General features: G+C 58.3%; 23 protein-coding genes and 4 pseudogenes. 15 read left to right on the top strand and 12 right to left on the bottom strand.

Annotated features, from left to right (window positions below):
* Positions 1-19 precede the first annotated feature (19 nt).
* A complete protein-coding gene (locus tag HGP12_RS16630) occupies positions 20-670 on the bottom strand; it encodes a peroxiredoxin-like family protein (RefSeq protein ID WP_168879317.1) in 651 nt (216 codons plus the stop codon).
* Between the two features lie 155 nt (positions 671-825).
* Here HGP12_RS16630 and HGP12_RS16625 point away from each other — a divergent pair, with 155 nt between their 5' ends.
* The 9 genes and pseudogenes from HGP12_RS16625 to HGP12_RS16590 all read left to right on the top strand — a co-directional run bounded on the left by HGP12_RS16625 (position 826) and on the right by HGP12_RS16590 (position 6,997).
* On the top strand, positions 826-1,440 hold the full coding sequence (locus HGP12_RS16625; protein ID WP_168879316.1) for a TetR/AcrR family transcriptional regulator: 615 nt from the start codon (positions 826-828) through the stop codon (positions 1,438-1,440).
* Positions 1,441-1,552: 112 nt separating this feature from the next.
* Positions 1,553-2,110 (top strand): sigma-70 family RNA polymerase sigma factor, encoded by a 558-nt coding sequence (locus HGP12_RS16620; protein ID WP_168879315.1) that lies wholly within the window; start codon positions 1,553-1,555, stop codon positions 2,108-2,110.
* Positions 2,107-2,742 (top strand): NrsF family protein, encoded by a 636-nt coding sequence (locus HGP12_RS16615; RefSeq protein WP_168841547.1) that lies wholly within the window; start codon positions 2,107-2,109, stop codon positions 2,740-2,742. Before HGP12_RS16620 ends, HGP12_RS16615 begins: the two co-directional genes overlap by 4 nt.
* A gap of 362 nt (positions 2,743-3,104) precedes the next feature.
* Positions 3,105-3,263, top strand: a pseudogene (locus HGP12_RS34115) (aspartate aminotransferase family protein); the annotation flags it as partial.
* A gap of 19 nt (positions 3,264-3,282) precedes the next feature.
* Positions 3,283-4,017 (top strand): NrsF family protein, encoded by a 735-nt coding sequence (locus HGP12_RS16610; RefSeq protein ID WP_246703433.1) that lies wholly within the window; start codon positions 3,283-3,285, stop codon positions 4,015-4,017.
* A gap of 399 nt (positions 4,018-4,416) precedes the next feature.
* Positions 4,417-4,722 carry a DUF2282 domain-containing protein gene (locus HGP12_RS16605; protein WP_168841546.1) on the top strand — a complete coding sequence of 102 codons (306 nt, stop codon included), beginning with the start codon at positions 4,417-4,419 and terminating at the stop codon, positions 4,720-4,722.
* A 40-nt stretch (positions 4,723-4,762) separates the two neighbouring features.
* On the top strand, positions 4,763-5,695 hold the full coding sequence (locus HGP12_RS16600; protein WP_168879314.1) for a DUF692 domain-containing protein: 933 nt from the start codon (positions 4,763-4,765) through the stop codon (positions 5,693-5,695).
* On the top strand, positions 5,682-6,482 hold the full coding sequence (locus HGP12_RS16595; RefSeq protein ID WP_168879313.1) for a DNA-binding domain-containing protein: 801 nt from the start codon (positions 5,682-5,684) through the stop codon (positions 6,480-6,482). The genes HGP12_RS16600 and HGP12_RS16595 overlap by 14 nt, the downstream gene beginning before the upstream one ends.
* Positions 6,482-6,997 carry a DoxX family protein gene (locus tag HGP12_RS16590; protein ID WP_168879475.1) on the top strand — a complete coding sequence of 172 codons (516 nt, stop codon included), beginning with the start codon at positions 6,482-6,484 and terminating at the stop codon, positions 6,995-6,997. The genes HGP12_RS16595 and HGP12_RS16590 overlap by 1 nt, the downstream gene beginning before the upstream one ends.
* Before the next feature lie 239 nt (positions 6,998-7,236).
* On the opposite strand, the pseudogene HGP12_RS16585 reads toward HGP12_RS16590, so the two are convergent.
* From HGP12_RS16585 to HGP12_RS16545, 9 genes and pseudogenes are all read right to left on the bottom strand, one after another.
* Positions 7,237-7,482 (bottom strand): annotated as a pseudogene (locus tag HGP12_RS16585) (helix-turn-helix domain-containing protein); the annotation flags it as partial.
* 134 nt (positions 7,483-7,616) lie between these two features.
* A complete protein-coding gene (locus HGP12_RS16580) occupies positions 7,617-8,423 on the bottom strand; it encodes an ATP-binding cassette domain-containing protein (protein ID WP_246703456.1) in 807 nt (268 codons plus the stop codon).
* Between the two features lie 138 nt (positions 8,424-8,561).
* A complete protein-coding gene (fhuB, locus tag HGP12_RS16575) occupies positions 8,562-10,547 on the bottom strand; it encodes a Fe(3+)-hydroxamate ABC transporter permease FhuB (protein ID WP_168879312.1) in 1,986 nt (661 codons plus the stop codon).
* Positions 10,544-11,470, bottom strand: coding sequence for an ABC transporter substrate-binding protein (locus tag HGP12_RS16570; protein ID WP_168879311.1), 927 nt, complete (start codon positions 11,468-11,470; stop codon positions 10,544-10,546). Before HGP12_RS16570 ends, fhuB begins: the two co-directional genes overlap by 4 nt.
* Complete coding sequence (locus HGP12_RS16565; protein ID WP_168879310.1) at positions 11,470-13,923, bottom strand: TonB-dependent siderophore receptor; 2,454 nt, start codon at positions 13,921-13,923, stop codon at positions 11,470-11,472. The genes HGP12_RS16570 and HGP12_RS16565 overlap by 1 nt, the downstream gene beginning before the upstream one ends.
* A gap of 136 nt (positions 13,924-14,059) precedes the next feature.
* Entirely contained in the window at positions 14,060-14,995 is a 936-nt protein-coding gene (locus HGP12_RS16560; protein WP_168879309.1) for a FecR family protein, read from the bottom strand.
* A gap of 98 nt (positions 14,996-15,093) precedes the next feature.
* Positions 15,094-15,600 (bottom strand): RNA polymerase sigma factor, encoded by a 507-nt coding sequence (locus tag HGP12_RS16555; protein WP_168879308.1) that lies wholly within the window; start codon positions 15,598-15,600, stop codon positions 15,094-15,096.
* Between the two features lie 240 nt (positions 15,601-15,840).
* Positions 15,841-16,281: a hypothetical protein gene (locus tag HGP12_RS16550; protein ID WP_168879307.1), complete on the bottom strand. Its 441-nt coding sequence runs from the start codon at positions 16,279-16,281 to the stop codon at positions 15,841-15,843.
* An 11-nt stretch (positions 16,282-16,292) separates the two neighbouring features.
* Positions 16,293-17,471: an FAD-dependent oxidoreductase gene (locus HGP12_RS16545; RefSeq protein WP_168879306.1), complete on the bottom strand. Its 1,179-nt coding sequence runs from the start codon at positions 17,469-17,471 to the stop codon at positions 16,293-16,295.
* A gap of 237 nt (positions 17,472-17,708) precedes the next feature.
* Here HGP12_RS16545 and HGP12_RS16540 point away from each other — a divergent pair, with 237 nt between their 5' ends.
* Complete coding sequence (locus HGP12_RS16540) at positions 17,709-18,383, top strand: AraC family transcriptional regulator (RefSeq protein ID WP_312862908.1); 675 nt, start codon at positions 17,709-17,711, stop codon at positions 18,381-18,383.
* Positions 18,384-18,698: 315 nt separating this feature from the next.
* Here HGP12_RS16540 and HGP12_RS16535 read toward each other — a convergent pair whose 3' ends face one another.
* Positions 18,699-19,427, bottom strand: a complete 729-nt coding sequence (locus HGP12_RS16535; protein WP_168879304.1) for an SDR family NAD(P)-dependent oxidoreductase — start codon at positions 19,425-19,427, stop codon at positions 18,699-18,701.
* 95 nt (positions 19,428-19,522) lie between these two features.
* Here HGP12_RS16535 and HGP12_RS16530 point away from each other — a divergent pair, with 95 nt between their 5' ends.
* From HGP12_RS16530 to HGP12_RS16510, 5 genes and pseudogenes are all read left to right on the top strand, one after another.
* Positions 19,523-19,945, top strand: a complete 423-nt coding sequence (locus HGP12_RS16530) for a helix-turn-helix domain-containing protein (protein ID WP_168879303.1) — start codon at positions 19,523-19,525, stop codon at positions 19,943-19,945.
* A 202-nt stretch (positions 19,946-20,147) separates the two neighbouring features.
* A pseudogene (locus HGP12_RS16525) lies at positions 20,148-20,673 on the top strand (VOC family protein).
* Positions 20,674-20,717: 44 nt separating this feature from the next.
* Positions 20,718-20,828 (top strand): annotated as a pseudogene (locus tag HGP12_RS16520) (L,D-transpeptidase); the annotation flags it as partial.
* Between the two features lie 507 nt (positions 20,829-21,335).
* Positions 21,336-21,734, top strand: coding sequence for a helix-turn-helix transcriptional regulator (locus HGP12_RS16515; RefSeq protein ID WP_312862907.1), 399 nt, complete (start codon positions 21,336-21,338; stop codon positions 21,732-21,734).
* Positions 21,734-23,035 carry a type II toxin-antitoxin system HipA family toxin gene (locus tag HGP12_RS16510; RefSeq protein ID WP_168879302.1) on the top strand — a complete coding sequence of 434 codons (1,302 nt, stop codon included), beginning with the start codon at positions 21,734-21,736 and terminating at the stop codon, positions 23,033-23,035. Before HGP12_RS16515 ends, HGP12_RS16510 begins: the two co-directional genes overlap by 1 nt.
* Here HGP12_RS16510 and HGP12_RS34805 read toward each other — a convergent pair.
* Positions 23,007-23,216 carry an EamA family transporter gene (locus HGP12_RS34805; protein WP_409527222.1) on the bottom strand — a complete coding sequence of 70 codons (210 nt, stop codon included), beginning with the start codon at positions 23,214-23,216 and terminating at the stop codon, positions 23,007-23,009. The two genes, HGP12_RS16510 and HGP12_RS34805, sit on opposite strands and share 29 nt — an antisense overlap.
* Positions 23,217-23,219: the final 3 nt, after the last annotated feature.

Below are 23,219 nucleotides of genomic sequence, written 5' to 3'. Positions count from 1 at the left end.
CTTTGGATGCAGTTTGGGCTCACACGCCAGCCGCCACCAATGCGTCAACGATCGCCTCCGGAGACAGTCGCTTGCGCTGATCTGTTTCAGGGTTGGCAAGCCGCACACGGCCGTTGCGACCGATCACGAACGTCGCGGCTATCGGCAGCTCCCAGCTGTTATCGCCGTTGATGGCGGTGAGATCGACGCCGAACGACGGAAAGTCCAACACGAGGTCGTCAGATAGTTTGTAGACGAGCCCGAACTTCCTCGCGACCACATTTCCGGCGTCGCTGAGCACTTCGAATGTCAAATTATTCTTTTGCGCCATGATCAAGGACCCGTCCGGCTTCTGTGGCGAAATGGCAATAAGGTATCCACCTGCTTCAGAGATCGCCGGAAGCGCCCGTTCGTATGCTGCGAGCTGAATGTTACAATAGGGACACCAGGCACCACAGTAGAAGGACAAGACCACTGAGCCGCCGGCGAGCGTCTCCAGTAACGAGATCGTCTCGCCGGTGGCGCCGGGCAGGGCGAATTCAGGAGCAAGATCGCCGGGCTTCAGGACGCGATCGAACGGAAAGACCGCCGTCAGCTCATCGATCTTTGCATTCAGAAACGCCGCGGCACCGGCAGATGCCCCCGCCTCGAATTTTGCGTTAAAGTCAGCGAACTCCTGCTCCAGACCCATCACCGCTTACCCTTGTGAATTTTGGGCCGCAAGCCCATCGGAAACGCGCATCCGTGATCGGAGCATGATTGCGTTTTAAATCAATCGTTATAAAATGTATCTCCGAAAGTTCGCGGCTATGCTGCTGGCGTAATCAATTTTCCGAGAGACGATGCATGGCCCGGCCAAGAGAGTTCGATGAAGAAAAAGTGCTGGAGTTGGCAGTGGAGCAATTCTGGGAACGGGGGTACGAAGCGACATCGATCCGAGACCTTGCCGAGGCCATGGGGCTCACGACCGCCAGCGTCTACAACGCGTTCGGGGATAAGCGGGCCGTTTATCGACGGGCACTTGATTTCTATGTAGAGCGGAGTTTTGTCGATCGCGTCGGGCGGTTCGAAACGAAGTCCCCCCGCTTGGCGATCGACGCTTTTTTTTCCGAGATCATCGAACGATCCCTGAGCGATTCCAAGCGGAAGGGCTGCATGCTTGTCAATTCCGCCCTCGAAGTCGCGCCGCACGACGCCGAGTTTCAACGGGTGGTCGCGGACGTTCTCGTCCAGGTCGAGGGATTTTTCCTGCGCTGCGTTCAGAGGGGGCAGGAGGACGGAAGCATCGGTAACCGGCACCCCGCGACCAATCTCGCGCGCACGCTACTGGGAAGCCTGCTTGGCATCCGGGTTCTTGCGCGTACCCGGCCTGAAAAGGAATTGCTAGAGGGGCTGATCCAGCCCGTCTTCGCGCTGCTCGAACCCAATGCGACAAAGCAATTGGAAGCCGCTCGATCATGATTGAATGCCGCACTAGACGAGATCTCCCGCCCACAACTTTATCTCAACAGCGAAAAAATTCTGACATCTCCTGTAACGAATCCTGTCTGCTTTCCGAAAACGGGTATGTCGAATGAACAACTCGACGCGCGAAGATGAATGGGCCTCCTGGATGCGATCCGCAATCGCGGGCGACGGACGGGCCTACCATAAGCTGCTCACAGCGGTCACGCCCCATCTCCGTACGATGGCCCGCAGACGGTGCGAACGGTATGGCGCGTCGGCGAGCGAGGCGGAAGACGTGGTTCAGGAAGTATTGCTGGCAATACACCTCAAGCGAGGCACATGGGATCCGGCCCGGCCGCTTGGCCCATGGATGGCCGCTCTAGTGCGCAACAAGTTGATCGACAGCCTTCGTCGGAGAGGGCGACAAGCCAGCGTTCCGTTGGATGATGTGATCGCCATACTCGAAAGCGAGGAGCGGATGGATGCCGGCGACCGGATGGACGTCGAGCAGATTCTAGGGCGTCTGAAGGATCCTCAGCGGACGATCGTGCAATCGATATCAATCGAGGGCTCGAGCGTCCGCGAGACGGCGGAGCGTCTGAAGATGACGGAGGTAGCAGTGCGCGTGTCGCTCCATCGCGCGTTAAAAGCGTTGTCAGTGCTCTATTCGGAGCAAATGAAATGAAGACCGACAATCTCATTATGCTGATTGCGCAAGATGCACAGGTTCGCTCCAATCTCGACCATATGCTTCAGCAGGCAATAATTGCCGCGATCCTGATTGCAGCGATCGGCTTTTTTTCAGCCATCGGTTTCCGCCCTGACATCGACAACGCGATGGGCACCGGGCGCTTTCTGTTCAAGTTCGTAATCACCATTTCGCTGGCGACTAGCGGTGGATTGGTCATGTTCCGGATTGGCAAGCCAGGCGTTCCCTGGCAATCGGTGGCATGGAGTTTGCTGGTCCCCCTGGCTCTTGCGATCGGCGCAGCGGTCTTCGAGTTGTCGGTCATGCCGCCTGAGACTTGGGGTATACGCATGATCGGACATAATTCGAGGTTATGTCTGACGATTATCCCGTTGCTTTCGATCGGGCCTTTAGCATGCTTTTTGCTCGCGTTGCGCCATGGAGCTCCAGCAAAGCCTGCATTCGCTGGCGCAGTTGCGGGCTTGGCGTCCGCCGGAATCGCGGCAACGTTTTACGCTGCGAACTGCAACGACGACAGCCCGCTCTTTGTCCTGCTTTGGTATCCGATTGCCATTTGCGTTGTTACGGCCGCAGGTGCCCTGGCCGGGTGTCGTCTCCTTCGCTGGTAGGTTCTGCGAATGCGAATACCTTCCGTTTTTAGTGCGGCCGGAGACGGACAGTGGCGTATCAACGCCGTCCGATCCATTCTACGGCGACCGCCGCTGCGGCCATTACGCCAACTCTATCACAGGCTTGATCTTGTCGACCCGCTCAATTTTTTGACCTGGTTCGAATTCGCTCCCGCCCACGCGCCTGCATTTGATGTTTATCGCCCGTCTGCGTACAACGCAGGCGTGGCAACAAGCAAAGCGGGAAGTCGCGCTTCGCCCCTCGCGGGCCGACGTGTGAACAACCATTGAAACTGACTGATTTGATCCGGCAGAGGCCTATGAACAAAGACACAAACAAGCAATCGCTATCGAATTTTTGAATGCCATTCACGGCAAATCGTCAATATAGGACGTCACCGCGGATGCTTTCCTCAGCGAAAGGCATGTTCTTCGAAGATCGCGACGGCACCGCAGGTCTCTGGTGTGTCAATACTGGCCACGGACGAGACCGGATCGCGGAGGCGGTTTCGAGGGACATGATGAGAGGTGGATTGCCCGATGCCGTTGATGTTCTGCTGTTTGAACACCAAATGTGCGTTTATGGATGTTTGCGAGTTCGTTCTACGTGATCGGATTGGCGTATTGGGAAGTGACGGCGTGAAAACAGAAGACCTGATTACCTTGATGGCGCAAGACACGCGGCGGCCTGTCAATTTGTCTCTGCTCCTGGCGGGCGCGGTGTTGGGCGGCGCCGTGCTTGCTGCAATGGCATTCTTTGCAACCATTGGCTTTCGACACGACATTGCACAGGCTGTCGAGACGGTCCGGTTCATCTTCAAATTCGTGGTGACGCTAACCTTGCTGGCGACTGCAGTTTCGCTTTTGGGCGCAACCGTTCGACCCGGCAGGGATCCGGGCGCCCGCCGATGGGTCTTAGTGGCAGCACCAGCCCTGCTCTTGGCGGCAACCGCCATGGAGCTGAGCGTGACGCCGTCGCAATTATGGCTCGACAAGCTGGTCGGGCACAACGCGCTGCACTGCCTCACCATTATTCCGGCACTATCATTGTTACCTGGATTTTTGCTGTTCGTCGCCATGCGTCAAGGTGCGCCCGAACATCCAGGCCTCGCCGGTGCGTTGGCCGGCCTGATTTCAGTGGGAATAGCGGCCACCCTTTACGCCTCGAATTGTTTTGACGACAGCCCCTTGTTCGTCGTGATCTGGTACCCACTGGCGACGTTAATCGTGACCGCGGTCGGATATGTTGCGGGCAGGCGCTTTTTGCGCTGGTGAAGGACCGCCCTTCCTTCTCAAGCCGCACGCCGGCTTTTTGCCTTCTCGCGCATACGTGGCATCGGTCAAGAGAGAATTGAGCGAGAACGTCCTTAACGCTTTCGGCTTCTTGGGCAAGGTTGCGGCTTGCCTCTGTGGTCAGTCGAACCATGGTTTCGTTGTCTTGAATTACCGGGTCTAAGGCCCCACGGCGCTATCGATTTCCTGCAGGCCAGTTGATTGCTCACGAGCGGTCGCGACCATGGCCGTGACATGCTTATTAATTTCACGGACCTCGTGGACAGGATCGTTCAACGTAGCTCATCACAAACATGTGACCGAGGGACACGTAACGAAAGATCGAACGTTTGCGAACTCCTGATGCGTTCAAAAAGAGCGTCTACCAAACAGGAGAATTTCATGTCCGTTAAAACCGCGATTTCATCCGTTGTGCTCGCCGGCGCCGTTACCACTGCCCTTGCTTCAATCGTCAGTGCCGCTCCGCTCACCAAGGCTGAGGCCACCGCTGCAGTTGCTGCTCATAAGGAAAAATGCTTCGGCGTGGCCCTTAAGGGCCAGAACGATTGCGCTGCCGGTCCGGGAACGACCTGCCAGGGTACGTCTACGGTCGATTTCCAGGGCAATTCCTGGAAGTTCGTTCAAGGGGGCACCTGCACGTCGATCAAGTTGCCAAACGGTAAGCACGGCTCGTTGAAGGCGATTTAATTCGCGGGAGCCGCAACAAATTGGAAGCGGAGAAGAACAAATGCAGCAGACATACAGTGTCGTAAATTCGTCACCGCCAGAGGCACATCCTCTCCGCTTTCCACCCTATCCGATCGCAGGTTTGGCAGGGACCAGCTTCAAGCACGAACATTTCGCCGCGATCACCGAAGAAGGGCCGCATCGTGGTTTCTTCGAAGTTCACGCCGAAAACTACATGGGCGCAGGCGGGCCGCCACTGCGGATGCTCGAGCAGATCCGCCGGGACAATCCGGTGTCGCTTCACGGCGTCTGCATGTCTATCGGTGGACCTCAGCCACTCGACAAAGCACATCTTGACCGCTTCAAATCTCTCGTTGATCGCTACGAACCGGCCTTGGTGTCGGAACATCTGGCCTGGTCGACGCATCAGACGACATTTCTCAATGACCTCCTTCCTCTGCCTTATACCCCGGAGAGCTTGGCGCGGGTTTGTGAACACATTGAACAGGTGCAGGAAACCATCGGACGCCCGATCCTCCTGGAGAATCCTTCCACCTATGTGACGTTCCGCCAATCGACGATGAGTGAGACCGATTTCATCCACTCGATCGCCCGGCGCACCGGATGCGGTCTTCTCCTTGACGTCAACAATGTCTTCGTCTCGGCGACCAATCATGGTTATTCGGCATTAGATTATCTTTCGGATTTTCCGCTTGCCGCAGTCGGCGAGATCCATCTTGCCGGGCATGCCGAACAAGCCGACGACGAGGGCGATCTGCTCCTGATCGACAGCCATGACGGACCGGTCGCGGATGCCGTCTGGAAGCTTTATGAGATCGTGGTTGCTCGTTGCGGTCCAATCCCGACGCTTATCGAATGGGACAGCGATATTCCGGACTGGCCGGTGTTGCGCTCCGAGGCGCTCGCTGCACAGGCTATCCTCGACCGTGACGTCTCCATCGCCTTACCGGGTCGAAGCCATGCAGCAGCTTGAAACCACGTTCGAACGAACACAACCTCTCGGCTATGCTGCGGATTTCGCGCCGGCCTTGACGAACCCGGACGCAGAGACACCCCTAGGCATTGTCGGCCCGAACGGCAAGGGAGCGGTGAAGCGCTACAATGTTTATCGCAACAACGTTACCGTCAGCCTGATCGACGCGCTTTCAGGGATTTACCCTGCTGTCCAGCGCCTGACCGGTGTCGAATTCTTTCGGGCTATGGCGCGCTATCATTTGCGCGAGAGCCCGCCGACGTCACCCCTGCTCTTCGAATATGGCCGCGGTTTTCCAGCTTTCATCGAACGTTACGAATACGCCCGGTCGTTGCCTTGGCTGGCGGACGTTGCGAGGATCGAGCGGGCTTGGCTGGACGCTTACCATGCGCTGGATGTTCACATGCTTGCTGCCGACGCTCTCGGAGCCGTACCGCCGGAGCGTCTCGCCGAACTGGTTTTTACAGCTCATCCGGCGACAAGGATCGTTCGCTCGCACTATCGGGCGCTGACAATCTTTGCCGCCAACCGCAGTGATGATCTCGTCGGGCCGATCGAGGCAAACGAGCCGGAAGACACACTCATCACCCGGCCGGATATGGAGGTGATCGTGCGACACCTTCCTCCCGGCGGCGCGGAATTCCTGATCTTCCTCATTTCCGGCGAGCCTTTGGGCATCGCCGCCGCCAAGGCCATCGACGTCTGCCCATCCTTCGATATCGCGGTCAGTGTCGCGGGCATGATCGAAGCCGGCGTGTTTTCGGCCATCACTCTTGGAGACTTATGATGATATCGACCACCACACAGCAATCCTCCATCAAAGCGCGGTTACAGCCGGTCGTGACGCTCGTCGAGATGGCGCAAAACCTGGTTCGTATAATCGCGCAGCCGGCGCTCGTTCAAGCCGTTATGCGTGTCGCCCTCGCCGTACCCTTCTGGAAATCGGGCATTCTGAAATGGGACGGATTCTTGCAACTGAACGACACGGCCGTCACCCTCTTTACCGATGAATTCATGCTGCATCTGCCCGGCGGCCCATATCCCTACCCGGCACCGGTGACTACGGCCTTCCTCTCCGGTTCGGCGGAGATCACTTTTCCGATCCTGCTGGTTCTCGGCCTAGCTACCCGTTTCGCTGCGTCTGGCCTGCTGTTTATGACGCTCATCGTCGAACTCACCGTGCCGGATGGGTGGCCGATCCATATCACCTGGGCTGCGATGGCGTTCTCGCTTATGGCCTGGGGTCCGGGAAAGCTTTCTATCGATCATCTCATGGCGAAATGGTTCGTTTATAGAGTTTGATACTATCGGCCGGCAGTTGGTGCCTTTCTATAGCAATACTAATCTACCGGATCAGGTGTCTGCATTCGCAGTGAGGCCAGAAGGGGAGAATAGCCAGCCTACCAGCCCAGATCGTCCAGTGCCGGCAACCTAAGTTCCTCCTTCACCAACGGAATCCTTTACGCTGGCAGTATAGAAGGGCAGGGTCGTTGGTCCTATTCCTATCAAGGCGGGCATTGCCTCGCAGCAAACATTACCGTCTTCCTGGCACCCCAGTGGGGTTTGTTCTTCTTGCACGAGACGATCATCGCCTCGACCGGCTTAGGCAACTGGTTGGCATAACGCACGGGCCTTCGAGACCGGTCCGTATAGCGATCGAAGATCTTGTAACCGGTCTTGCGCGAGATGCCGAACTCCCGGCACACGTCGCTCATGCCTTCGCCCTCCAGCAGCCGGGCGACAAAACGCAGACGTTCCTCCAACACCGAGGTCTCTTTCCACGGCATCAACATCTCCCGCAAAAGGGAAAAGTGTTACCCATGTGTCCGGTACGAAACGTCACCTATCTCTCGGGTCATCTGGCAATTCGCACATAATTCCCAAGAAGCGGCGTACCGTCTGCTTGTGACGATTGGATCGCTCACATCGGTATAGCAACTGGGCGGCCCGAAGCTGGGTGTTGGAGGATGTGCATCTCAATGCCGTAAATCGCGCGTAGCGCTTCGGTGGTGAGGATGTCATCCGTCGGACCGTTTGCGATAATCCTGCCCGAATGCAGGGCGATGATGTGGTCACAGAAGCGGGCGGCGCTGTTGACGTCATGCAAAACGACCACCACGCCCAGACCCCTGGCGTGGCTGAGGCTTTGTACCAGTGACAGGACCTCGATCTGATGGGCGATGTCGAGTGCAGAGATCGGTTCGTCGAGGAGCAGGCATTCCGTGTCCTGGGCGATCAGCATGGCGAGCCAGACGCGCTGGCGTTCGCCACCAGAAAGTGTGTCGACGAGCCGATCGGCCATTCCGGCGACATCCGTGAGCTTCATAGCTTCCTGGACTTTTTCACGGTCAATCTGGCTGAAACGGCCGAGCGCCCCGTGCCATGGGTAACGTCCAAGCGCAACGAGTTCGCGCACCAGCATGCCGGTGGCAGCAGGTGTCGACTGGGGCAGATAGGCAACTTTGCGAGCAAAGGGGCGGTCGCCCCATTCGGACAGGGACATGCCCTCGAAGTGGATAGTGCCGCTGGTCGGGTTCTGCTGGCGAGCAAGCAGTTTCAAAAAAGTTGATTTACCGGAGCCGTTATGGCCGATGAGGCCGACGACTTTCCGGGGTGCCAGCGCCAGGGTGAGCGGGTGGAGCAACGTCCGGCCCGACACGGCAAAGCCGACCGCATCGAGTTGGAAGAGTGCTTCGTCATTCGCTGCTGGTCCGCTCACCGACGGCATGGCGGATGCTTCGTAGGCAGTCGTCGTCATCATTCGTGGTCCTTTGTCTTTCCGCAGCATTGACCCGCAGGCGGATTTCCAATGGTTGCATTTGATTCCGGCATGAGATCGACCTTGGTTGCCGCTGGTGTCGTCGCGTCATCGACCTTGTCTTCGCATGAGCCATAGAAAATACGGGCCGCCAATCAAACTGGTGACGATGCCGACCGGCAGCTGGTTCGGAAACAGCGCGATGCGCCCGATAAAGTCTGCGCCTGTGGTGATGGCGGCTCCGGCGAGAGCCGCGGCGATCATCTGCGGAAGCGCTCGCTGGAAGCCGAGCGTTCGCGCAATATGCGGGGCCATCAGGCCAACAAAGCTGAGAGGGCCGATGAGCAGGGTTGCGGCGGAAGCCGATATCGCCGAAAACAGGAGAAGTGCCGCCCGGCTGATCGATGTGCTGAGGCCGAGGCCCTTCGATGAAGCCTCGCCTAATGGCAGAAGGTCGAGCCAGCGGGTGAAGAGCGGTGTTATCACGAGGGCCACCGCAGCGACGGCGACGGCGATCGTCGCTTGCATCGGGGTTGTGCTGTATGTCGAGCCCACCATCCATTGTAAAACCCCGAAGATCTTTGGCAGTCCGGTACCGAGCAGGATCGCAATCAAAGCGGTGAAAGCGGTATTGATCGCAATGCCGAAAAGCAGCACGTGGTCTGGATTGTAGCGGCTTCGATACCCCATCAGGAGAACGGCGACCAAGCTGACGATAGCACCGGCAGCAGCGGCCCCCAGCTGTGAGATGGGCGTAAAACTCGGTGCAAGCAGTACGAGCAGGAGGATGCCGAGAGCGGCCCCAGTGCTGACGCCGATGACTTCAGGGCTTGCCATCGGATTGCTGGTCATGCGCTGGATGATCGTTCCCGAGAGCGCAAAGAGAATGCCAGCGGCGGCGGCGGCAGCGAGACGCGGAAGCCGCCAGATCAACAACGATTGCATCTGTGAAGGAGACACAAAGCTCCAGCCATTCAGCGATGGGCCGAGCGACAGGGAAACCCAGATCAGGGCGAGCAGCATGACCGTCGTGGTCGCCAGGTAGATGAGAGGACGATGGATGCGTTTCTCTGCGATTGGCGACGCCGGGGTATCCACGACCGGCAACCGTTTCAGGAAGATGACGATGAGCGGTGCACCGAGAAGGCCGGTCGCGGCACCGGCAGGGATTTCGCGTACGAAGCGCGCAGCCTGCTGCAGCGCTTCATCGGCGGCAAGCAGCAGAATCGCGCCGATCGCGACGCTGGCGATCATGCGCGGCTGCAGTCTGCGGGCACCTGCGGCACGAGCGATAAACGGCGCTGCAAATCCAACGAAGCCGATGACGCCGACGGCGCTGACAGTGAAGGCGGCGAGCAATACAGCAAGAATGATCGACAGCAGGCGCACGTGAAAAAGCGGTAGCCCGAGTGATCTGGCTCCTTCGTCGTTCAGCGACAGAAGTTCTAGAGGCCGGACCAAGAATGCAGCCCCGAGGCAGGCGCACAAAGTGTACGGGAGCAGGCGAGAAACCGCCGCCCAGTCGTTTTGCGTGAGCGAGCCGCTGGCCCAGACGAAGAGACCGGTCATTCCCATGCCATAGGACAGGCTGACTGCGGCCGACACGGCTCCGCAGACGAAGGTTATGACGAGACCGGCCAGGATCAAAGATACGGGCGAAAGGCGATGAGGCCATGCTATCAGGAAAACGAGTGCAAAGGCTGCCAACCCGCCAATGAGGGCCACCAGCTCGCGCGCTGACGCTGCCAGGGCGGGTGCCCACAAGGTTGCAAATGCAAGGGCGAGATAAGCCCCGGCTGAGACGCCGAGCGTCGAAGGATCGGCAAGGGGGGTGCGCAGTACCTGCTGGAAGATGATGCCCGACAGTCCTAGCGCCCCGCCGGCGGAAAGCGCGATAAGGAAACGCGGCAGAACGCTGTCATGAACCAGAACCTGTGCATAGGAATTGAGGTCGGGGTTGATAGCGACCTGCCACCAGTCATGTAAGGGCAAAAGCTCCGACAGCCGCATCGCGGCCGAAATGAGAGCGGCCAAAAACAGGCACAGCATGATCGCGGCTGGACCGATGCGACTCTTCTCTTGTGTCGGCATCATCGCGATCCCCCCTCATTGTCGCTCCACGCGACGGTGAGCAAGCGTGCGAAGCGGGATGCAGACGGCAAGCCACCAGAGCCCAGCACAGCGGGCAGGACGCGCAATCGCCCTTCGCGGACAAAGGGGAAGGTTTGCCATAAACGATTATTCCCCAATCGGCCCGCCATTCCCGGCGCGGCCGGACTGTCGAGCAGAACCATCGTGGCGTCGCCAAAGGCGCCGAGCTTCTCCAGCCCGACTGCGATGAACTCGCCGGCGATGTTCGGTTCCGCGAGCGTCAGGCCGACCTGTCGCAGCACGGCGCCATAAAGGCTGTTCGGCCCGAAGAGGCTGACATGCCTGTTATCGAGCGGGCTTGCCAGGAGCAGGGGGCGATCTTTCAGGCCCGAAAGGCGTTGACCGGTCAGGATCAATTCGGCGCGAGTAGCTTCGACGAGGCGCTCGCCCAAAGCGCGAACTCCGATCTTGTCGGCAAGACTGAGCGTTCCGCGTTCGGCAGTTTCCAATACATCTGGCGAAGGTTGAAACAGCAGGCTGGTATAGACGGGCGCGATCCGCTGGAGCATCGGCGCTGCCTGCTGCAGGACGGGCGTGGCGACAATGAGCTGTGGGGCAAGCGCCTGCAGCAGCTCGAAATTCGGCGTAAACAACAGGCCGATGTCGACCACCGAACTCGGCAGAACGGGATCGACGACATAGCGCGCATACCAGGCAGGTGCCGGCACTCCGACCGGCACCACCCCGAGAGCGACCAGCGTAGCAGCAATACCCCAGTCAAGAACAGCGATCCGAGGAACGCCTGAAGCTGAGCCGTCAGGAAGGCCGGCTGCCCGCAATGAAAATCCGCCTGCCAACGAGGCCACAAGACCTGCCAGCAGCGCGCGCCGCCCGATGCTTGCTATGGGATGCCTTCCGTCTCTCATCACCATTTGTACCCAAGCGTAGCGAAGACGGTGCGACGCATGCCGTATACGCAGCCCGCCGCGGTGCAATCGCTGATGAAGTGCTTGTCGAACAGGTTCGATACGTTCAAGGCAAATGTTGCTCCGCGCATTTCGTTCGAGAGTTTTCCGAGATCGTAGTTCAAGGCGGCATCGAATACGACATGATCGGGCATCTTCGCCGTATTGGCATTGGTGGTGTAACGGCTGCCGATATAGCGGACGCCAAAGCCGAGGCCGAGGCCGTCGGCGGTTCCATCCTGAAATTTGTAATCGGCCCACAGCGACGCGGTGTTGGCAGGCAGATTGGCGATGCGATTGCCCGCCGTGCCGTCGCTCGCCTTCCGTATTTCGTTGCTGAGATAGGCGTAGGAGGCCGTCAGGTTGAGCTCGTCATTGATGCTGGCAACGCCGGAGATCTGACCGCCTCTGCTTCTGACCTCTCCAACCTGTGTCTGGACGACGGGTGTCGTCAGGGTATTGGTCAGGTAGTTCTGCTGCCTCAGGTCATAGAGTGACGCAGTGATGAAGCTGTCATAGCCCGTCGGCTGATATTTGAAACCGACCTCATATTGATCGCCGGTCGTCGGCTTGAAGGGGTCGCCCGAGGCGTTGACACCGATCGTGGGGTTGAAGGAGGTTGCATAACTCGCATAGGGCGCGAAGCCGTTGTCGAAGAGATAGGTCAGGCCGGCGCGCCATGTGAAGGCATGGTCGTTCTGATCGGTGGTCGTGTTTTTCAGATAGTTGTCGCTGTCGGTCGAAGCCCAATCCTGACGAGCGGACAATAGCAGCGCCCAATTATCAAGCTTGAGCTGGTCCTGCGCATAGATGCCGAACTGCTGCTGTCTCTGGTTGGCATTCTGGAAAATGGGAGGAAGCTTGACGGCCTGAGTATAGTCGGGATTGTCGAGATCGAGTGACGGGCCTGCGCCATAACGGGTGAGATTGTTCCAGTTCTTATACTGGTAGTCCAATCCCAGAATGGCCTTGTGCGCGACAGGACCCGTATCGAAGTCGGCTTCGGCCTGGTTATCGATTGCAAGCGTGTTGAGCTGCTCCTGCGCCATATAGGCCGATCGGCTCAACGTATGGCCATCGGCCGCCAGGGCGGAGGCCTGCAATTCGGCATAGTCGACGCTCATGTGCTGGAAGCGCACATTCTGCCGTATGGCCCACACATCGTTGAAGCGGTGCTCGAATTCGTAACCAATGCTCTGCTGCTGGCGCCGCATGTAATCGAAATCCTTGTCGCCCGTGAAGAGGTCGGTCGGAAAATAGGTGCCGCGGCTGGTGGGGAATATGGTTCCGGTTGCCGGCAGACGGCTCCAGAAACCGCCCCTGGGGTCGTTGAGGTAGTCTGCGAGGATCGTCAGCTTGGTATCTTCATCCGGCTTGATGGTCACCGACGGGGCAATCTCGACGCGCTCTTCGCGCTGGTTCTCGACCTGGGTGCCGGTCGTGCGGCCCAATCCGGTCAGGCGATAGAGCAATGTGCCATCGTCATTCACAGGTCCGCTAAAATCGAAGGCCGCCTGGGCGCGGCTGTAGCTGCCGGTCTGAAACTGGATCTCGTGCAGCGGTTCATCCGTCGGCCTCTTGCCGACCATGTTGAGAAGACCGCCGGGCGATCCCTGGCCGTAGAGAACCGAGGCCGGACCCTGGAGCACTTCGATGCTGTCGAGGAAGAAGGGATCGACCTTCGGGACGGCCCAGGTTCCCTGCTGGAGCTTCAAGCCATTATAATATTGATCGATCTGGAAGCCACGGACCAGGAAGTTGTCGAGCCGGTTGTCAGGGCTGTCAGGCGAGGTCACGCCGGCCGAATAGGCAATGGCCTGGCGGACGGTCTGCGGCTTTTGAACCTCAAGCTGGGCTTTCGTCACAACCTGCACCGATTGCGGCGTTTCCAGCAGCGGGATGCCCGACTTCGACGCGACATTGCCGTCGGTCGAGACGAAACCGTTCTGCTTGGCCGCCTGCACCACGATGGGAGCGAGCGCAGTTGCTCCATTGGCAGCCGCCGCGCCTACGGCTGCAGCGCTCGGGTTGGAGATCGTCACCGTCGTTGTGTTGGTGAAATGATAGGTCAGGCCTGATCCGGCCAGGATCTTGTCCAGCGCTTCGGTCCGGGTCAGCGATCCACTGACACCTCCTGAGCTTATGCCGCGCGCGACATCGGCGCTGAAGAAAAGCTGGATGCCGGCCACCTTCGAAAATTGGACGAGAGCTTGGGACAGAGGTTGCGGCGGGATGTTGTAGGCGACGCGGCCTGTCTTCTCGGCCGCTTGCGCGAAGACCGGTGCAGGGGCAGCAATGATGGTGCCGAGCGCAGTCGTGACCAGCAGCGCGAATGCAAAGGAACGGTCACGGCGCGAATTGCCGCTTCCCTCGTTTTGCTGAGATCTCCGATTGTCACTTCCGCGGTACTGCATCGCCCACCTGCATTCTGTGCCCGCCAATGCGGGATTGCTGCTCAAGAAGGCCTCGGTTCGATGGCCCCGAAAAGTTAGACACCCGACCGGGTGGAGCTAATGAAAGAGTTGAGAAAAAAATTCATATTTTTAGAATTTAGCCGGCGCGGTAGACAAGCGTGACATAGTTGGCGGCGCTCAAGAGGCGGATACCGAGCGTATCGGCAATGGTCTCCAAAGCGCTCTCGGTACGGGCCGTTTCAAAGATCGCCGTAACCGGTATGTCGCCGATGCTGCTGTCCATGAGAATGATGCGGCCGCGCCGGTATCGCTCCAGTTCCGCCAATACGCGCCGTAGGGGCACGTCCTGGAAGATGATACGGTCACTGCGCCATGCTTGCACAGTGTCGAGACTTGCCTCGGTCGGCTGGCCGAGGCCGTTGCGGCCATAGCTCACCTGCCATCCCTCTTCCAGTCGCAGATTGGAAAAGCTGCCTCCCTGCACTTGCACGGCATGCTCGCTGACGGCGACGATGACGAGATCGTCTACGAATTTCACGTCGAACTTCGTTCCGAGCGCCCGGGTGCTTCCACCGCCAGCATCGACGAGAAATGGGCGGGCCGGATCGCGTGACACATCGAAGAAGCCTTCGCCGCGATAAAGCTCGACGCGCCGCTCCGTTTCGCTGAAATGCGCCGAGAGCGCCGAATAGCTCCCCAGCTCGACAGTACTGTCATCGGGTAGACCGATCGTCATGCGCTGGCCTATGTCGGTTTTGTATTCCGCAAAAAGGCCTGGCTGATTGATGGCATAGAGGCCACCAAGCCCTCCGATGACCGCGACAGAGCCCAGGATGAAATTGCGTCGTGACAGAAGGGGACGACCACGGCGCATTCGATCGAATTCCGGCTGCATGATATCGAAGCGTGCCCACAGGGTCTGCGCATGCTTCCAGGCGGCGGCATGGGCTTCATTTGCGGTGAGCCAGGCTTCGAAGGCTTGTCGGTCGGCCGCCGTAACCTTGTCGTCGCGCATCCGCACGAACCATTCCAAGGCTTCCATGACGATCGGATCAGTGGCGTCTTCGTTCATATCGCTGCACAGTCCGGGCGCTCGGCCCGCTCCGGTGTCTCAAGGCCTCTATTCTTCATGACACTTCAAGCGAGCAATCTAATGAATGGGAAACCGGATTAATTGCGACCGATCTTCCGGTCGAGATCGGCAAGCGCGATAACAATATGAGAAATCACGGTGTTACGGGAAACGCCCTGGCGCGCGGCGATTTCGTCGTAGCTCATGCCCTCGAATTTGTTGAGGACGAAGGCCTCACGGCGTTTCGGCGGTAGCGATGCGACCGCCTGCAGAACGCGCCGCAACTCGCAGCGATAAACTGCCGTCATTTCCGGCGAGGGACGGGCGTCCGGTATGGCGTGGAGCTCTGCGTCCGAAATGCCGATTTCGCCGTGCCGCTTGAGATCACGGAGGTGATTGAGCGCGAGGTTGCGCGCCGTCGTCGTCAAATAGGCCGGGCAATTGTCGAGATTGCTAGCATCCGCGGCAGCGAGCAGCTTGATGAAAGCCTGATGGACGAGATCTTCCGTCGTCGCCTTGTTGCCGACAAGGCGTCTGACGATCTGGCGCAGGCGCCCTTGTTCGGAAACGTATAAACCAGCGATGTCAAAGGTCTTAGCATTCATCGACTTCATCCAGACTTCAAGCCTCGAAAGACCCGAATGTCGGCTGTAGGTGATCGATAAATTCCCCGCAATCTCAATCTATTAGATCCCTTCTAAATTGGGGGTGCGCGCTTCATGGTCATTAGCGCGCCGCCGCGGTAAGTGCTTGCTTTTATTCGATCGGCCTCCTTCACAGGCGGGATTTATCTTGACTATGAATTTCAAGTTTTTAAACATCTGTTGCCATTGAGCAACGTATCGTTACGCAAGCCGCGGCCGATACCAGCCATCCGTACCGTCCGCTTTTGCCTTGAGAATCTTCTCGGCGAGGTCGAGCGCCTCCTTCTGTGAGGCGACAATTTCCATGCGGGTGCCGAATGCTTTCGTCGCCAGGCTCATTTGAACCTGTATGGCTGCACGCTTGATGGAGCTGGTCTCGATGCCGATGACGGCCTTGCAGGTTGCGGCCAGAGCTGTCTTGTTTCTCTTCAGCCAGATGCCCCTTGCCTTGCGATCCTCATGATCTTCTGCCGGCTGGTCACCTTCCATGATCACGACGAAGGGCATGGAGATGGCGAGGAAGGAATCCATCTCCCGCTCCCATTGTGCAGCATAGCCCGGCCGTACCGATTGAGCGCTCTGGCGGACGATCGGCCACAGGGAGACATCGTGAAAGATGAAGGTGGTTGCGTCGATTGTCATAATATTTTTCCTCAAGCAATATCTTTGAACAACATCGCTGCGCCGCGTTGGGACGCATCAATGGCGCGGCCCGCGCGTTCGCGCATGTCGGCTTCGTAGTCGAGCAGCGCGATATTGGCCGGCCTTGCGGTCGCTCGGGCATCGGCAAGGATTTCCGCCAGTACACGCGCGTCCTCAAGCGCCGTGTTCGCGCCGAGCCCGCCGGCCGGGCTCATCGCATGGATCGCATCCCCCACAAGCGTGACAGAGCCGAACGGCCAGAGGGCATCGGGGCGCCCGCTTCGAACGGGTAGCGCAGCCACCGCCTCCGGCTTGCTGCGGGTGACGATCTGCTTGAGGTCGGCGTGCCAGCCGCGCATCGCAGTCCCAAGCAGGATCGGCAGGTCTTGTGCGTGATCGTAGTTCTTCAGACCAAGTCGCTCAGCCGGGCCGATCAACGCCCAATAGAGATAGTCGGCTATCGGGGTCAGTTTGCAGTCGGGGGCATGTCCTGTGGCAAGCTTCGAAAAATCGTCAGCAAAACGCATGGCATCGAAAATCGCGGTGCAGCCATCGGCAAAGATCACAGTGGTCCCATCGCTGAAGACGCCGGAATCCATCACCAGTGGCAAGTCGATCTTGCCGTAGACGCAGAGCGACCCTGTATCTATCGGTTCGGCATAGGGGATCAGCTGTCGACGCATCGCCGAATTCACGCCATCCGCGCCGACCAGCAGGCTGCAGGATATTGGAGAGAGGCTTTTGAATAGAGCCTCCACAGATCCATCACGCATGCAGCGATAGCCTGTGAATCCATGCCCGAAATGAACATGCTCTTCGATTTCGGACAGCAGGATTTCGCGAAGGGTCTGCCGATTGACGCTCAGATCGCCTGCGTCCTCGTCCTCATCCGTATTCCAGCTTGCCGGCGTTCGGCCCGAGATGGGCAGAAGTTGCGGCGTCAGGAAGCGACCGGCCGAGGTGCTGATGGAAGCCGTTGCTCGAAAGAGGCCAAAGAGTTCGGGTGTCAGGCATGCTCGCAGAGCCTTTTGCCCGTCGGCGTCTATCCGGATGCGGTAGCCCTGAACGCGGCTATCGGGCGCCGGGTCGCGTTCATAGACGTCAAAACTGACGCCAGCGCGCTTCAAACCCTGTGCGAGGCATAGGCCTCCAGGGCCCGCGCCGATGATGACGACATGAAAATCCTGCATGAATTCTTCGGTTCCGTTCCACGTCCAAACTCTCAGTTCGCAAGAACGATAGCGCAGGTAGCCGTGAACGTGATAATGACATTCGGACTATAAATATCGCAAACCGGTCAAACAAACGTGGACCTTGAAAACATTGGCGACAGCCTTGATGGACCGCCGCTTATTACCTTCTGGGGATCGGATGAGCCCGACAGCGCGTTCCGTCTTGGCACCTTCGAATATGACTGGCATTCCCACGTGCGCGGTCAGCTGTTCTGCATAGAAAGCGGGCTTGTGCACATGCGTACGCCGGAGGGCTCCTGGTTGTTTCCGCCGCGCCGATCTGGCTGGATTCCGCCGGATATGATGCACAAGGCAAGCACCAACGGCGTGTTGAGCGGTTGGGGCATTTTGCTGACGCCAGCGGCGAGCGTCGGCTTGCCGAAAACCCCATGCGTTCTCAGCGTCACCGAGGTCTTGCGCGCGCTGGTACAAAGAACCGCCACCTGGCATTGGGAGGAAAGGCTCTCGCCGCCGCAGCGCCGTCTTGCTGCTGTCTTGATGGATGAGGTTCGCGCGGCGCCGACCGAAAGTCTGCACCTACCCATGCCTACGGATCGGCGCGTGCTCCGTATTGCCGACGCCGTGCTCGCGGATCCCGCTCGCGAGCAAACCTTTCATGAACTGGCGCAGCAAGCCGGTATCTCCGAGCGATCGGCAAGGCGACTGTTCAATGTGGAAACGGGCATGACTTTTGCCAATTGGCGACAGCAAGCCCGATTGCTGCTTGCGCTCGAATATTTAACTGCGGGCCGATCGATTATCGAGGTGGCGGACGGCTTGGGCTACGCAAGCGCCAGCAGCTTCATCGCCATGTCCAGGAAGGCATTCGGCCTGTCGCCGCGCCGCTATCTTACCGTCAGAAAATCGTGACGGACGCCGAAGGTCGTTCGGCGTCCGCGAAGGATATCTTCCTGTCTTTAGGCCGCCACGCGTCGGCGTTGTGGTGGCTGCTCGTTATAATAATAGGGTCGCCGGTTCAGATCGCTTGAGGAGCAAAATGGGTATTGTTATCATCGCCGGGCCAATTATGCGTCACGTAACTCCGTCATCTCATGTCCAACACGGAGCTTGCTTCTCCAGGGATGATGCCTCGTATCATCCCTGGAGAAACGATCGGTCGGCGGCCGGCCTGCCTGCCTATGTACTTTAGTTTAGGTGTCGTTTCCGGCTTCTCGAAGGAAGGCCTCAGACCTGAGCCATACCCCCATCAACGACGAGCTCTGCTCCTGTGGTAAAACTGCTCTCGTCGCTTGCAAGGAAGAGGGCTGCTGCCGCCACCTCGTCAGGTCTACCCATGCGCCCAAGAGGGATCATGCTGGACAGTGCGTCTCGAATTTCCTGTGAGGCAGCCGCCATCATCACCGTATCGGTCGGTCCAGGGCTGACAACGTTAACGCGTATGCCTTTTGGAGCGAGTTCATTGGCCCACGTGCGTGCGAACGAACGGACTGCGGCTTTCGTCGCGCCATAGACACCGTATCCTTTGGTGCCTATCTCGCCCGCGATTGAGCCAATCAGCACAATCGTTCCACCGGGCTGCATCATGTCGATGGCACCCTGCGCTGCGAACACGAGGGACCGGACGTTCAGGCCGAATGTCCTATCAAAATGATCCTCAGAAATGTCTTCAAGCGGTGCGTATTCGGATAGGCCCGCGTTCACGACAAGCACGTCGATGCGGCCTTGTTCCGATCTTATCTGCTCGAAGACGCGCTGAAGATCGGCGGTGTCACTGGCATCTGCTTGGACCGTCTGGATGCTGCCCATGGCGGCTGACTTTGGTTGGCTCTCTGCGCCTTTGCGGCTGGTCGCGTAGACCTGCGCTCCTTCGCCCGCGAACCTTTGAGAAATGGCTCCGCCGATCCCACCGACACCGCCGATCACGAGGGAGATTTTGTTTGCTAATCTGCTCATGCTAACTCCATCAACAATGATGAAGCTAAGATATATCCTCTATACCTACGGTCAATTACGCACTAATAGTAAAGCAGATATCGAGGAGTATATCGATGCCCACAACGAACAAAAGTCTGCTCATCAACGCTTGCTCGTCTCATAGCCACAAGGCTGTCTCCGCCGAGGCGTTATTGGACGTTGAGAAGGCGCGCCCCGTGCTTGAGCAGATCGCAAACAAGTGGTCGGTCCTGATCCTGACCGTTCTGTGCACCAGGCCGTCACGCTTCAACGACATCATGCGGCGCCTCGACGGAATTACGCACAAAGCGCTCGCCGACGCGTTGAAGCGTCTGGAGCGCAATGGCCTCGTTCGCCGTGAAGTGCTCACCACGACAACGCCGGTTGGCGTCGAATATACCATCACCTCGCTCGGCCGTTCCCTTCAGCAACCGTTCGAGGCGCTCTACGCCTGGTCCATGACCTACGGTCCGGAGCTTGAACGCGCGCAAGAAGAATACGATCGGGTTCGAAACTAGCTCGGCTGACATCGGCCGACATTCGAATGTTCGACCGGGGCGGTGCAGCTACTATGTCGCTGACGAGCGGCCCAATGAAGTAGCGGCCGCTCTGATCGATTTCCTCAAGGTTAATTAAAATTCTGCCGCCCGTCGCGGGGGGCGGATCATGACATTGCGGGCGAGTTGCGTCCGATCGATGAAACAAGAAAGGAAAACTACCATGACCGCACCTGTCGTTCGCGGCGTTAATCATATCGGCATCACGGTGCCCGACATCGAAGCAGCAAAATCGTTCCTGGTGGAAGCTCTTGGCGGCCAGGGTGATCTATCAGTCCTTCGGACCGCAGGCTCCGACGCGTCAGGGACCGGAATTCGAGCGAGCCGTTGACGCTTTCCCTGGAACGGTCGTCCGTGCGCAGGCGATGGTTAAAATCGGAACCGGACCTGACATCGAGCTCTTCGAAATGCACGGCCCCCAGCAAGCCCAGCCGGTTCGAGCGAGCTAGTTCGGCATTACGCACTTCGCTGTCTACACCAACGACATCGACGCTTCGGTTGAGCGCTTCGAAGAGGCTGGAGGCACGTCCTTTACCGCGGCGCGCGCTATTCCCTATGCAACCGAAAAAGGTCTTGGAAACAAGGCCTGCTATTGCCGCATGCCATGGGGCACGGCGATTGAGTTTATCACCACGCCCGACCGCATGGCCTACAATGACCACACGGATCTGCGCAGGTGGCAGGCCTAGGACAGAGCGATATGAGCGTTGAAAACACAACGTCCCGCCGCAGGCGTTCGATCGGCAAGGCCGTTTCGTCGGGCTGCGTGCGCCTGCTCAACCAGGACATCATCGACCTCTACGATCGCGCGCCGACAAAGTCGCCGATCGTCGTCAAGCAGTAAGTCTCCACCCGACAGCCGCCCGGTTGGTGTTGATTGATAAGGCGGGGAGATTGAGCGCCTATGCGGTCGATGCAGATGACGTAGGGATTGCGCTCATAGGTTTAAAGAAGCGCGTCGCGAAAATCGGATAAATATTTCCAACGACTTAGCTATTTCGAGTATGTTATTCTACTGAATTGCAAGCGTCGCTCACTTGAGGTTCCACTATAAGTACTGAAGCGGTTAAGCGGCGAGTTCGTGCTCGCTAGTCTCGAAGCGATCGACATCCGTTTGTCCGACGAACTCATCCTACACGAAAGCAGATAGATCAAGACTACTCTGCAAATGGGTGGGCGCGGCGTGATTTACAGTCGCAAACGGGATCAGATCGCTGAACGGCTGCGGCTTCCTTTATGAAGTAGCCCGGATATGGGTCCGATAGTTATGGGCCAAATGCACGCAAGGTTCATCGGAATTCCGCTCTCTTGAAACAATTGTTGCGGAATTCCGCTTATTCAGGTAAATGAAGTGCGTGCGGAATTCCGCTCGTTATTGTGTATTGGATCGAAATACCGCATGAATTCTACGATCTTCAACTTTCTCGGTGAACAGCTGCTTGCGGCGCGGCGTCGGCGCGGTCTGACCCAGCCCGATCTTGCCACACGAGTTGGACGCAACCGCGCGCGCATATCGGAACTGGAACGCGATCTGGCGGTCAACCGTCTTGGACGGGATCGGCTAACCCTTTTTGTGGAACTTTGTGACGCTCTTAATCTCGTGCCTCTTCTCGTCCCAAAATCGCGCGTCTCGGAACTGCGGCCCTTCATCGAACACGATCTGCCACCCAGGCAGTCGGCGAAACCATCCTCTGCGTTTGATGACCTGTTCATCGATCTCGATGATGATAGTGATTCTCAGGAGAGATAATGGCAAAAACAGCGGCTGTTCTCGGCGTTTACATCCTTGATCAGATGCATGGCCCCATCAGGGCGGGGACTATGACACGCGACGGAGATGGCGCGGTGTCCTTCGTGGTAGCAGAAACCTTCCTGCGGGATCCCACCCGTCCGATCCTCAGTCTCGGATGGTATGATCCGGAAGATGAGAGCAAGACCCGCGATCGGCTCGCAAGTCGTGGGGATAAAATTGGACTGTATGGCACCTTGCCTCCCTGGTTTTCGGGCCTGCTGCCGGAAGGCGCCTTAAGAGAACTGGTCATGTCTGAAATGGGACCTGGCGATCACGACGAGTTTGACGTTCTGACCCGCCTCGGCGCAGACTTGCCCGGAGCGGTCTTCGTTGTCCCGGAAACCCGCGTGCCGTCTTCAGCTGGTCCCCTCGATCTTGAGAGGGTACAGGGATTTAAGGCGCCGCTACCGGAGGGTACCGTTAAGTTCTCGCTCGCCGGCGTCCAACTTAAGTTTACCGGCAATCCCGTCGGCGAACGCCTCACGGCACCGGCCCGCGGCGAGTCCGGCCGCTGCATCATAAAAATTGCAACGGACCGGTTTCCCGGCCTTCCGGAGGCCGAATATGCAGGGATGCGTATGGCTGCGATGATCGGCGTCAGGACCGCCAGATGCCGGCTCGTATCGCGTGATGCGGTAAGCAACGTACCGTCCGAGCTGCTCGCTCACGGGGAAAATGTATTAGTCGTCGATCGGTTTGACCGGACAGAAGACGGCGGAAGAATTCACATCGAGGATGCCGGCCAGGTCATCGGAGCCATTGGCGAGCGGAAATATACGATGGCGACGACCGAAACGGTCTTCAACATGGTTCGTCGCTTCAGCTCCGATCATCGAGACGACATCCTGGAAGCCGTTCGCCGCGTCGTCGCCGACGTTTTGCTTGGCAATGGAGATAATCATCTCAAGAACTGGTCGTTCTGGTTTCCGAGGCGGGGGGGAATCCGGCTCTCACCCGCCTACGATATCGTACCCACGGTCCTTTTTCAGCCGACTGATACAATGGCGCTCCGCTTTGTCAAAACGCACAATTTTGAAACCGTGAATCTTCACCGCTTTGAGCGCGTCGCAAGTTTCCTGCGACTTGATCCCAAACTAATCCTTCACGAAGTCAGAACAGCCGTTATCCGCGCGCTCGAGGCATGGCCGTCGGTTGCTCCCCATTTGCTGGGAGAGGAGAAGGCAGCGAGGCTGCTCGACCGATTGAATACGCTCACACTGGTGGACGAAATCAGAGGTGGGCTCGCGAAAGGTCAATAGAAAGTGAGCGCTCTCCGCGTCCCATACCCTGTGACAGGAGGCGGGACGGATCGCCCTGGCCCAGGACGACAAATATGCCCGACAGGGAAACGACACCGCCGATCACGGCGAGGCTGGACGGCCTTTCACCGAGGAAAACTGCGCTGAGGATCAGCGTCAGCAGCGGCACGAGCGAGAGCATGAT

It is taken from the genome of Rhizobium sp. P28RR-XV (assembly GCF_012641385.1).
Classification (GTDB): Bacteria; Pseudomonadota; Alphaproteobacteria; order Rhizobiales; family Rhizobiaceae; genus Rhizobium.
Note: the sequence above shows the minus strand (reverse complement) of the source record. Positions and strands in the feature narration are given on the sequence as shown.

Excerpts from the sequence above, each read along its gene's own strand:
- HGP12_RS16555 (WP_168879308.1), bottom strand. The coding sequence starts at position 15,600 with ATGAATGCTAAGACCTTTGACATCGCTGGTTTATACGTTTCCGAACAA.
- HGP12_RS16530 (WP_168879303.1), top strand. The coding sequence starts at position 19,523 with ATGCCCACAACGAACAAAAGTCTGCTCATCAACGCTTGCTCGTCTCAT.
- HGP12_RS16600 (WP_168879314.1), top strand. The coding sequence starts at position 4,763 with ATGCAGCAGACATACAGTGTCGTAAATTCGTCACCGCCAGAGGCACAT.
- HGP12_RS16550 (WP_168879307.1), bottom strand. The coding sequence starts at position 16,281 with ATGACAATCGACGCAACCACCTTCATCTTTCACGATGTCTCCCTGTGG.
- HGP12_RS16560 (WP_168879309.1), bottom strand. The coding sequence starts at position 14,995 with ATGAACGAAGACGCCACTGATCCGATCGTCATGGAAGCCTTGGAATGG.
- HGP12_RS16580 (WP_246703456.1), bottom strand. The coding sequence starts at position 8,423 with ATGCCGTCGGTGAGCGGACCAGCAGCGAATGACGAAGCACTCTTCCAA.
- HGP12_RS16590 (WP_168879475.1), top strand. The coding sequence starts at position 6,482 with ATGATATCGACCACCACACAGCAATCCTCCATCAAAGCGCGGTTACAG.
- HGP12_RS16595 (WP_168879313.1), top strand. The coding sequence starts at position 5,682 with ATGCAGCAGCTTGAAACCACGTTCGAACGAACACAACCTCTCGGCTAT.
- HGP12_RS16535 (WP_168879304.1), bottom strand. The coding sequence starts at position 19,427 with ATGAGCAGATTAGCAAACAAAATCTCCCTCGTGATCGGCGGTGTCGGT.
- HGP12_RS16615 (WP_168841547.1), top strand. The coding sequence starts at position 2,107 with ATGAAGACCGACAATCTCATTATGCTGATTGCGCAAGATGCACAGGTT.
- HGP12_RS16605 (WP_168841546.1), top strand. The coding sequence starts at position 4,417 with ATGTCCGTTAAAACCGCGATTTCATCCGTTGTGCTCGCCGGCGCCGTT.
- HGP12_RS16625 (WP_168879316.1), top strand. The coding sequence starts at position 826 with ATGGCCCGGCCAAGAGAGTTCGATGAAGAAAAAGTGCTGGAGTTGGCA.
- fhuB (WP_168879312.1), bottom strand. The coding sequence starts at position 10,547 with ATGATGCCGACACAAGAGAAGAGTCGCATCGGTCCAGCCGCGATCATG.
- HGP12_RS16610 (WP_246703433.1), top strand. The coding sequence starts at position 3,283 with ATGCCGTTGATGTTCTGCTGTTTGAACACCAAATGTGCGTTTATGGAT.
- HGP12_RS16630 (WP_168879317.1), bottom strand. The coding sequence starts at position 670 with ATGGGTCTGGAGCAGGAGTTCGCTGACTTTAACGCAAAATTCGAGGCG.
- HGP12_RS16565 (WP_168879310.1), bottom strand. The coding sequence starts at position 13,923 with ATGCAGTACCGCGGAAGTGACAATCGGAGATCTCAGCAAAACGAGGGA.
- HGP12_RS16545 (WP_168879306.1), bottom strand. The coding sequence starts at position 17,471 with ATGCAGGATTTTCATGTCGTCATCATCGGCGCGGGCCCTGGAGGCCTA.
- HGP12_RS16570 (WP_168879311.1), bottom strand. The coding sequence starts at position 11,470 with ATGAGAGACGGAAGGCATCCCATAGCAAGCATCGGGCGGCGCGCGCTG.
- HGP12_RS16620 (WP_168879315.1), top strand. The coding sequence starts at position 1,553 with ATGAACAACTCGACGCGCGAAGATGAATGGGCCTCCTGGATGCGATCC.
- HGP12_RS16510 (WP_168879302.1), top strand. The coding sequence starts at position 21,734 with ATGGCAAAAACAGCGGCTGTTCTCGGCGTTTACATCCTTGATCAGATG.
- HGP12_RS34805 (WP_409527222.1), bottom strand. The coding sequence starts at position 23,216 with ATGCTCTCGCTCGTGCCGCTGCTGACGCTGATCCTCAGCGCAGTTTTC.